General features: G+C 66.5%; 7 protein-coding genes and 1 pseudogene. 2 read left to right on the top strand and 6 right to left on the bottom strand.

Annotation, left to right across the window (positions count from 1 at the left end; genetic code table 11):
* Window positions 1-790: 790 nt before the first annotated feature.
* Both Q8O14_09040 and Q8O14_09045 read right to left on the bottom strand, forming a co-directional pair.
* Complete coding sequence (locus Q8O14_09040; protein MDP2360886.1) at window positions 791-1,087, bottom strand: 4Fe-4S dicluster domain-containing protein; 297 nt, start codon at window positions 1,085-1,087, stop codon at window positions 791-793.
* Window positions 1,088-1,101: 14 nt separating this feature from the next.
* The gene (locus tag Q8O14_09045) at window positions 1,102-2,439 is read right to left on the bottom strand and encodes an FAD-dependent oxidoreductase (GenBank protein MDP2360887.1); all 1,338 of its coding nucleotides are present in this window, start codon (window positions 2,437-2,439) and stop codon (window positions 1,102-1,104) included.
* Window positions 2,440-2,701: 262 nt separating this feature from the next.
* On the opposite strand from Q8O14_09045, the gene Q8O14_09050 reads away from it, so the two are divergent.
* Window positions 2,702-3,910, top strand: a complete 1,209-nt coding sequence (locus Q8O14_09050) for a trans-2-enoyl-CoA reductase family protein (protein MDP2360888.1) — start codon at window positions 2,702-2,704, stop codon at window positions 3,908-3,910.
* 381 nt (window positions 3,911-4,291) lie between these two features.
* Complete coding sequence (locus Q8O14_09055) at window positions 4,292-5,464, top strand: KamA family radical SAM protein (GenBank protein MDP2360889.1); 1,173 nt, start codon at window positions 4,292-4,294, stop codon at window positions 5,462-5,464.
* Window positions 5,465-5,573: 109 nt separating this feature from the next.
* Here Q8O14_09055 and Q8O14_09060 read toward each other — a convergent pair whose 3' ends face one another.
* The 4 genes and pseudogenes from Q8O14_09060 to Q8O14_09075 form a co-directional block, all read right to left on the bottom strand.
* Window positions 5,574-6,236: a phosphoribosylanthranilate isomerase gene (locus tag Q8O14_09060; GenBank protein MDP2360890.1), complete on the bottom strand. Its 663-nt coding sequence runs from the start codon at window positions 6,234-6,236 to the stop codon at window positions 5,574-5,576.
* 99 nt (window positions 6,237-6,335) lie between these two features.
* Window positions 6,336-6,878 (bottom strand): GrpB family protein, encoded by a 543-nt coding sequence (locus Q8O14_09065; GenBank protein ID MDP2360891.1) that lies wholly within the window; start codon window positions 6,876-6,878, stop codon window positions 6,336-6,338.
* A gap of 129 nt (window positions 6,879-7,007) precedes the next feature.
* Window positions 7,008-8,528 (bottom strand): amidase, encoded by a 1,521-nt coding sequence (locus tag Q8O14_09070; protein MDP2360892.1) that lies wholly within the window; start codon window positions 8,526-8,528, stop codon window positions 7,008-7,010.
* A 503-nt stretch (window positions 8,529-9,031) separates the two neighbouring features.
* A pseudogene (locus Q8O14_09075) lies at window positions 9,032-9,178 on the bottom strand (group II intron reverse transcriptase/maturase).
* Window positions 9,179-9,340: the final 162 nt, after the last annotated feature.

Here is a 9,340-nt window from a genome sequence, read left to right on the forward strand (position 1 = left end):
CCTCAAGCGGCCATGCCTCATTCCTGGCGAAGCAGCACCTGGCATGTCAACGCCCTCTTTTCGGCCTCGTCGTGCGTCGCGACTGACCGCCGCAGCGAAGCGAAGGCGGGAAGTATGCGCGCGCAGAGGCCGAAGAGATGGTGACCACAAAGTCGTCATACGCGCGACCCCGCGCGTGTCACACACTCCGCCGGGCAGGGTCTGCAAGCCTTTTCTTTGCCCCGCTTTCTTTTTGCGAAAAGAAAGCGGGAAGAGATGCCGCGCCACCTTGCACCTTTCTTTCTCGGGCGAAAGAAAGGTGCCCAAAGAAAGCCCTCTCCAAGACATCACCGGCCCTAACTAGCCCGCCTCACGGCGGGCGTCGGACAGAGGGCCGCGTCAGGTGAATCGACAGCCCATGTTCTCGGTTCAGGCCGTGGCCAACCGCAGGTTGGCCCGCGGCCTTCACCGCAGGAGACCGCCTTCCCCCTGCCAGGGGGAAGGTCGGGATGGGGGTTTGCCCCAAGGCCCCTCTTTTCGGCCTCGTCGCGCGCAGAGGCCGAAGAGCCGGTGCCTACGAAGTCCTCATACGCGCGACCCCGCGCGTGTCACACACACCGCCGCTCAGGGTCTGCCAGCCTTCTCCTTGCCCCACTTTCCTTTTGCGAAAGGAAAGTGGAACGAGGTGGCGCTTGCGCCGCAATGCCTTGTCGGACGACGGCCCTATCGCCTGATGCGGTCACCTTGGCCCTTGGTCCAGGCCAAAGCCAACCGCAGGTTGGCCCGCGGCCTTCACCGGCCGATCCGCGGGTCAGTAGCGATACTTCACCCCCATGCCGCCATCGGGGAAGCGCCACTCCAGCGATTCGGTGGGGCAGACCTGCACGCAGGTGCCGCATTCCAGGCAGTTGTCGTGGGAGACGAGCACCACCTCGCGGTCGTCGGGTTTGCGCTTGTAGACGTGGGCCGGACAGAGCAGGACGCAGGGCTTGCCGATGCAGCCGCGGCAGATCTCAGCCTTCACCGTGATGTGCGGATGATCGCTGTCCGGCTCATAGCGGGTGCGATAGAGTTTGTCCTCTAGGGTCAGGTCGAAAAGGTCCGTCATGGCGCCTTCCTGTCTCACATCAGACGGCGGGCGCGCAGCAGGTCGCGCACCAGTTTCAGTTTGGAAAGCCCGGCGAAGAAGTCCTTGATGGCGCGCTTCTGTAGTGCGGCCTTGGCGTCGGCGTTCACCGTGAACCAGTCCACCAGCAGGCGACTGACCCGGTCGGGATAAAGGGAGAGCAGCTCGGGCGTGGTCTCCAGGATGCGCGGCAGCTCGCGCACCTTGCCCAGGTCGGCCAGGGCCAGGCTGCCCGCCATGGCCCGCTCGTAGCCGGCCAGTCCGGCGCGGCTGAAATCGCCCGCGGCGCGGGCTTGCCGCACGGCCTCCGCCGCCAGGCGGCCGGACTCCATGGCATGGTTGGTGCCCTCCTTGTAGAGGGACATGTTGACAAGGCCGGCGGCGTCCCCCAGCAGCAGCACGCCGTTGCCCGCCATGTGGGGCACGGCGTCGATGCCGCCCTCCGGGATGAGGTGGGCGCCGTACTCCAGCAGTTCGCCGCCGCGCAGCAGCCGGCGGACCTCGGGGTGCCGTTTGAAGCGGTCCAGCACCTCGCCCGGCTCCACCCCCGCTTGTCGCAGCGATTCCAGACGGCCGGCGAAGCCCAGGCTGACCGTCTCCCTCTGCGTGTAGATGAAGCCGCCGCCAATGAGGCCATCGAAAGGCACGCCGATGAAGTCGATGGCGGCGCCGCTGCCCGGCTCCAGGCCGAAGCGGTCCTCGATCACGCCCGCCGGCAGGCTGATCGTCTCCTTGACGCCCAGGGCGAAGTGCTGGGCGTGGCGGCCACGCAGACCCAACTCGCGCACCGCCGCCTGGCTGACCAGGCCGTGCGCTCCGTCGGCCAGCAGCACCACGTCGGCGCGGAATTGCTCGTCGCCCCGCAATGCCACGCCCACGGCCCGCCGGGTGAGGCCCTCCCCTTCGTAGAGCAGGCCGTCCACCACGGCACCCTCCACCAGGCCGGCCCCCTCTTCCTCCGCCCGCCGGGCGAACCAGCGGTCGAAGGCGGGGCGATGGACGGTCCAGGTGCGGTTGTAGGGCGGATGTCCCCAGGCCTCGGCGCCGAAGTCGAGGGACAGGTGCCGCTCCGGACCCAGGAAGACGATGCGGCGGCGCGCCACCGCCCGCTCGACCGGGGCCTGGCCGGCCTCCACCTGCGCCAGGAAGTCGGGAACCAGCTCCTCCAACTGCGTGCTGTAGAGGAGACCCCCCAGGTTCTTGCTGCCCGCTGTTTCCCCGCGCTCCAGCACCACCACCCGCAGGCCGCGGCGGGCCAGGCAGAGGGCGGCGCTCAGACCGGCCGGGCCGGCTCCCACCACCAGGGCATCGAACTTGTCCTGCTCGCCGCTCATGTCTTCCCTTCGTTGAATCGCCCGTGTGGCGCGGCATGCGGGTCGGGAGCCGCCGGGAACGGCGCCGGGGTGCGCCGCAACTCCTGTTAAAAAGTAGAAAAGGGGGGAGGGGGGAGCAATCCGGCCAACGGTTTTGTTCCGGCGACAAACTGAATTTGTGAACCAAAGCTCAACCCGGTTCCTATATTCTTGCCGTTCATTCAGTCGACATCGGCTGGCGCGCCGCGGGCCCCTCCGGGCCTTTGTCATGCAAGGGAGTCCCATGAATCCGCACCACCACCACCACAAGGTCCAGCTCACCCCCCGCACCTTCGGCTTCATCAGCACGGTGGCCCATCCCGTGGGTCTGGAGCGGGAGGTGGCCCGCCAGATCCGCGTGGCCTGCACCATCCGGCGCCGCGAGGCGGGCGGTACCATGCTGGTGCTGGGCAGTTCCATGGGCTATGGCCTGGCGGCGCGCATCACGGCGGCCTTCGGCTATGGCATGAAAACGCTGGGCGTCTCCTTCGACCGCCCCCACCGCGGCGCCCGCACGGCCACCGCCGGCTGGTACAACAACGTGCACTTCCAACGGGCCGCCCGCCTGGAGGGTCTGTGGGCGGAGTCCCTCACCGGCGACGCCTTCTCCCGCGAATGTCTGGAGGAGACACTGGAGCGCGTGACCCGGGATCTGGGCCCGCTCGACTACCTCGTCTACAGCCTGGCCGCCCCGCGCCGCGCCGATCCCGTCACGGGCGAGGTCTACCAGAGCGTGCTCAAGGCCGTGGGCAGGCCGCATCCGGTCAAAATGATCGACACCAGCACCTTCGAGATCACCGAGGGCGTCTTCGAGGCGGCCACGGAAGATGAGGTGCGCCAGACCGTGGGCGTGATGGGAGGCGCCGACCTGCGCCGCTGGAGCGCGGCCCTGATCGAGCGCGGCCTGCTCAAGCCGGGGGCGCGCATCCTGGCCTTCAGCTACATCGGCCCCGAGGTGACCCACCCCATCTACCGGGACGGCAGCATCGGGCTGGCCAAGCTGGATCTCGAAGCGGCCTGCCGGGACATCAACGGCGAGCTGCAGGCCCGGCTGGGCGGCCTTTGCCACACGGTGGTGGCCAAGTCCATCGTGACCCAGTCCTCCGCCGCCATCCCCGCCATCGCCCTATACATCAGCCTGGTCTACCGCGTCATGAAGGAGAAGGGTCTGCACGAGACGGCCATCGAGCAGATGCGCCGCCTCTTCCGCGAGCACATCGCCCCCGGCAAGACCCCCAGGCTAGACGAGGCGGGCCGCATCCGGCTGGACGAATTCGAGCTGCGCGACGACGTCCAGCAGGAGGTGAAGGCCCGCTGGGACGCCATCACGACGGAGACCGTGCCCCAGCTCTGCGACGTGGCCGGCTACAAGGAGGACTTCCTCCGTCTCTTCGGCTTCGAGGTGAAGGGCGTGGACTACAGCCTGCCGGTCCGCATCGACCTCGACCTGTGAGCGTATGGGCCAAGGCGGCCTGGGCTCGGGACTGTACTGTTGTATCACACGGGAAGTGGCTCCAGCAGCGGGCCGCAGCTTGTGACACAGCGGCGACGAGCCTGGGCAGACACTTTCTCCTTGTGACTCTCCCCGCATAACCCTACTCTTTGACCGGGTTCATGAATTCGCCCGCATGAATGGAACCCGGGCCGCCTGGCGGCCAGCGTGTCCACTCGGAACACGCACCCAGCGCCCAGTGCGCCAACAGGGACATCACCAGAGTCTGAACCGGCCCGCCGCCCGGCGTGTGCCGGAGGTTTGCTGTCGCCCTCCAGCGAGTTTGTGCAGCTGACCGCCTCGGACACCGGTCCTTCGCGACCAGGAACGAAAGGAGTCACCATGCCCAGGCCAAAGGTCATCACCAAACTGGACCAAGTGGCGGAACTGGATCCCGGCGTGCGGGAGCGCCTGCGTCCCGTCGCCGCCCGCTTCGCCTTCCGCACCAACAGCTACTACCAGTCCCTCATCGATTGGTGCGATCCCGCCGACCCCATCCGCCGCATCGTCATGCCGGAGCGCAGCGAGCTGAATGACTGGGGCGAGCTGGACGCCTCCGGCGAGCATGACTATACGCGCGTGCCCGGCCTGGAGCACAAGTACGCGGACACCGCCCTGCTCCTGGTCAACGACGTGTGCGGCGCCTTCTGCCGTTTCTGCTTCCGCAAGCGCCTCTTCATGGACGGCAACGATGAGGTGAGCCGCGACGTGTCTCAAGGCCTGGCCTACATCCGGCGGCACAAGGAGATCTCCAGCGTCCTGCTCACCGGGGGCGATCCCCTGCTGCTGGGCACCGCCCGCCTGCAGGCCGTCCTGGAGCAGTTGCGCGCCATTCCCCATGTCCGCATCATCCGAATCGGCAGCAAGATGCCCGCCTTCGATCCCTTCCGCATCACGGGCGATCCCGCCCTGGTGGAGGCGCTGGGGGCTGCCAGCCTGCCCGATCGCCGCCTCTACGTCATGGCGCACTTCAACCATCCCCGGGAATTGACTCCCGAAGCCTTGCGGGCCTTGGACGACCTGCTCGGGGCGGGCGTGATCGTGGTCAACCAGACGCCCCTGCTCGCCGGCGTCAACGATGATGCGCGCGTGCTGGCCGAGCTGTTCGACCGCCTGGCCTACGCCGGCATCCCGCCCTACTACGTGTTCATCTGCCGCCCGACCCTGGGCAACGAGAGCTTCTCTGTCCCCGTGGAGGAGTCCTGGCATATCTTCGACGCGGCCCGCAACCAGAGCTGCGGTCTGGGCCGGCGCGCCCGCCTGGCCATGTCCCACCACGCCGGGAAAATCGAGGTGCTGTGTGTCACGGAGCGGGAGATCATCCTGCGCATCCACCGCGCCGCCGATCCGGCCCAGGCCGGTCGCGTGCTGGTCCTGCGCCGCAACCCGGAGGCGCGCTGGCTGGATGATTATGATGAGATCCGCTTTGGCGGCCTGCTGGATGAGGAGTGGGCGGCCGACCTTTCCCCCGCCGACGAGGAAGGCCTCCCGGCTGAGCGGGATGCGCGGGGCTGAGGCGAGGTTCTGCCCCTGACCGACCCGTGGTGGCGATCGTCCTGGCGGAGTGCCAGGGGGGCGTCGGCCGCAGCGCCGCCCATGGCGCCCTTGCCTTCTCACCATGCGGTCAGACCGCCCCTTGCACGGCCCTCATGAACTCCCGCAGCTTCCGCTGGTCGAGCCTCCCGTCCCTTCGAACGCCGGAGCAGAGATCCAGGCCGAAGGGCCGGACGCCCTGGATCGCCTCTTGCACATTGGCGGCGTTCAAACCGCCGGCGAGGAAAACGGGCAGAGGAACTTCCTCCCGAATCCGCCGACTGATGCGCCAATCGTGGACACGGCCCGTGCCGCCCAACTCCTTGACCGCCAGGGCGGGGTTGCCCGAGTCGAGCAGCAGCGCGTCCACCTGGCCCGCAATCCGCTTGGCCTCTTCCCGTGAGTGCTCCCCCACCACATGAATGACCTGCACCAGCTTCACATGAGGCAGTTGACGACGCAGCCTGGCCAGCTCGCCCTCTTCCACGGCGTCCACCAGCTGAATGGTTGATGTTCGGCACCTGGCATGCTGTTCCACGATGGCGTCAGCCTCGCGCCGGGAGGTCAGCAGGAAGGTCGCCACGGTGGGTGGCACCGCCGCGGCGATCTCGGCGATGAGTTCCTCCGGGATGACCCCCGGGCCGCTTGGCATGTACGACACCAGTCCGAGCGCGTCCGCGCCCAGGGCGATGGCTTGCCGCGCCTCGTCCACACTGGAGATGCAGCAGATCTTGATCCGGGGCCGGGTACGCATGGGGCTCCTTTGGATGTGACGCGGGATCCCGCCGGGGCGCGCTTGGCGCGGCACGCGACTCCTCCCCCGGCGGGCAGCGCCAGGGCTCGGCCGGACTGGCTACCTGGCGGTCCGGCGATTCATCCTTTCGATCTCAGCGAGGGCTTCCGTGGAGAGACCGACCTTCTTCAGAACGGCCACGATGAACCCGGTCTTGGCCTCGACGTATCCGTCGATGTCGTGGCTGAAGTCGCCAGCCAGGCTCTTCTTGAGCGCACCGTACTCGCGTGTCGCCGCGGCGTTTCCTCGCAGGTAGTCACGGAAGGCCAAGTGGTTGGCCAGCGCCGGACTATGCGCCGGGCACACGTACAAATGATGCGGGTGAGAGCCGGGAGGCGGGCGGAAGGCCTCACGGAAAGGAATGCCCAGATCGCCCCGATGCGTGTACCCGATCTTGCCCAGGCCTTCGATCGCGTGCGCAACATCCGATTCAGCGACAACGATATCCATGTCGATCACCGGCTTTGCGGCCAATCCCGGCACCGAGGTGCTACCCACGTGCTCGATGGAGAGCGCCATGTCTCCAACGGCGGCACTGACCGTGGCGCGGAGTTCCTCGAACACGAGCGGCCACCTCGGATCGTAGTCAACCACATGGATCATCAGTCCCACTCCCAGCGGCCTGGCCGCATCAGCCGCCAGGCGCCTGGCACACAGTCGGCCTTCGCTTCCACTCTTGCTTCGCGGCTTGCTTGCGATGGGCGTGACAGGCAAGCGGCCATCGATCAGTGCTCATCCCACTCTCGGGTCGATGGGGGTGAGCGCGCCGACCTCATTTTCGATCAGCTCGGCCAAGTCGAGGATCCGCATTTCCTGGAACAACGGCCCGATGATCTGGACCGCCTGCGGGATTCCTTGGGACAGGCCTACCGGCACCGTCACCGCGGGAAGCCCGAGGAGGTTCACGGTGACGGTGAGCACCTGGGTTTCGAGGACCGACCGCGCGGAATCGGGGCCGGCCAGGTCGAACCCCACCGCAAAGGGGTTCCGCGACGACACCGGACCGAGGATGGCGTCGTAGGTCTGGAAGGACTCACCCCATGACTGGGCGATGCCGTTGATGCGCGCCAGACTGTGGACATAGCTATCGAGGCTTCCCTCGCCGCTCAGGCGAATCATTCCCGACACGAATGTGCGGGCCGCTTCCGACGCAAGCTCATTGATGCCAGTGAGGAACAGGTGCCGGATGTCCGTCGCAACCAGCTCGAGCCACAAGTGCGCTGATTCCTGGAGGGCCGACGAGTCGATCTCTTCGATGATCCCGCCATGCTTCTCCAGGATCGACGCCGCCTTGTTGACCCCTCTTCGGACCGATTCATCCACTCCCAGTCCGGCAGGATCGGCAATGAGCGCGATTCGAAACGGCCTCCTCTGCTTGCCTTCCAAGGGCGCCGGCACCCAGTGAGGATCGCGCGGGTCGAACGCGCTCATGATTTGAAGCGCGGCGCGCAGGTCGTCGACGCGTCTGGCCAGGGGACCCTGCACCGCCATCGAGATCAGTGAGTGCGAGATGCTCCCCTGCGATGTTGCTCTCGTGGCGGACGCAATTCTCCCACGGCTCGGCCGCAGCCCGCAGACGCCGCAGCATTGCGCGGGATACCGGATCGATCCCCCGAAATCATTCCCCAATCCAAGCGGCACCATCCCCGTCGCCACCGCGACCGCGTCGCCACCACTTGATCCACCTGGCGTCAGCGAACGATTCCATGGATTGATCGTTGGACCGTAAAGGTCATTGTCCGTGTGGAAGCGCAAGCCGAAGTCTGGCATGTTGGCACGTGCGATGGGAATCGCCCCCGCATGCCGCAGCATGCCCACGTGCGGAGAGTCCGCGTGGACCACATTCTCCGCGAGGCTCCGGACGCCCTCCGTCGTGGCCGACCCCTTGACGTCGACGTTTACCTTCACCGAAAATGGTACGCCGAAGAAGGGACCCCGGCCCTCGCCTCTCGCCAGCAACGCGTCTTTCGCGTCGGCATCGGCGAACGAGTCCTCCAGCAACATGGTGATCGCATTGACGCTCGGATTCACCGCCCGAATACGTTGTACGTGGGCCTCTACCACTTCGCGCACCGAGGCCTTCTTCCCGGCGACAAGCGCGCCCAATTCTCTCGCACTCATGCGCCACAGGTCGGTCGCCATCGGATCTCCGCCACTTCGCTGCGCGTGCCATTCCGCCAAGACGGTATCGGGAACCAACAGGGCTCCACCTGCCAGCGCAGCGGTATAATGCAAGAATGTTCTTCTCTTCATGTGACTCCAGCCCGCGGTAAGTCGTCGGGCAACGCAATGAATCCCTCCTCTCGTCCATGTCCCTGCGTTGCCTCCGCCTGCTGGTCCGCCCCAAGGTCCTGCTTCAGCGGCGGCGCGCCTGGCGCGTCGCTTGCCTTCGCGTCTTACACTTCCGTTTCGTGGCTTGCTTGCACGCGACGTGACAAGCACGACCGTAAGCCGTAGTCAAGCGTCAACAAAGACGCTGATAGACGAGGTTCATCCAAGCAAGATTGCCTTTCCAGCCACTGCACCGCCGTAATCGTCACTCAACTGCACGAGATAGCAGTCGGCGGCGCGCAGCGCCGTCCGCTGGTCGGGTCAGGAGGAGGCGCCTGGAGCACAGGTCGCCCTATGCCCTGGTCTCCACCTCCTGCCACATCAAACCGGACGTGAGGTTTTCCCTCATCCGGCTTACCGACAGCATTCACCCTGAAGCATGCGGGGTGCCCCCCCGCCTCGTCCTGCTGGATAGAAGCTCGCTAGGCCCGCCGCAGGATGTCGGGCCGAACAAGGCGGTCGAACAGGGCATGGAACCGGCGGTTCCTGCTCCTCTTGGCCGCAAGGTAAAGTCCGCGCTGGAGTGCTCGTGACTTGTCTAAGGGGTGTTGTTGGCCCGTCAAGGCATGCACCGTCCCTTCACTCCCCGCTGGACACTGCTGAAGCAGGGGGCCTTCCCTACCCGCGAGTTATGTTGTCTCGCGGATCACCAGTACTATGCCCCCCTCCGACTTCTCGCCAAGCGTCGCCTCAGATTTCACCGTTACCGGCTTATACATCAGCTTACGCCACGT

Source organism: bacterium (assembly GCA_030685015.1).
GTDB lineage: Bacteria > CAIWAD01 > CAIWAD01 > CAIWAD01 > CAIWAD01 > CAIWAD01.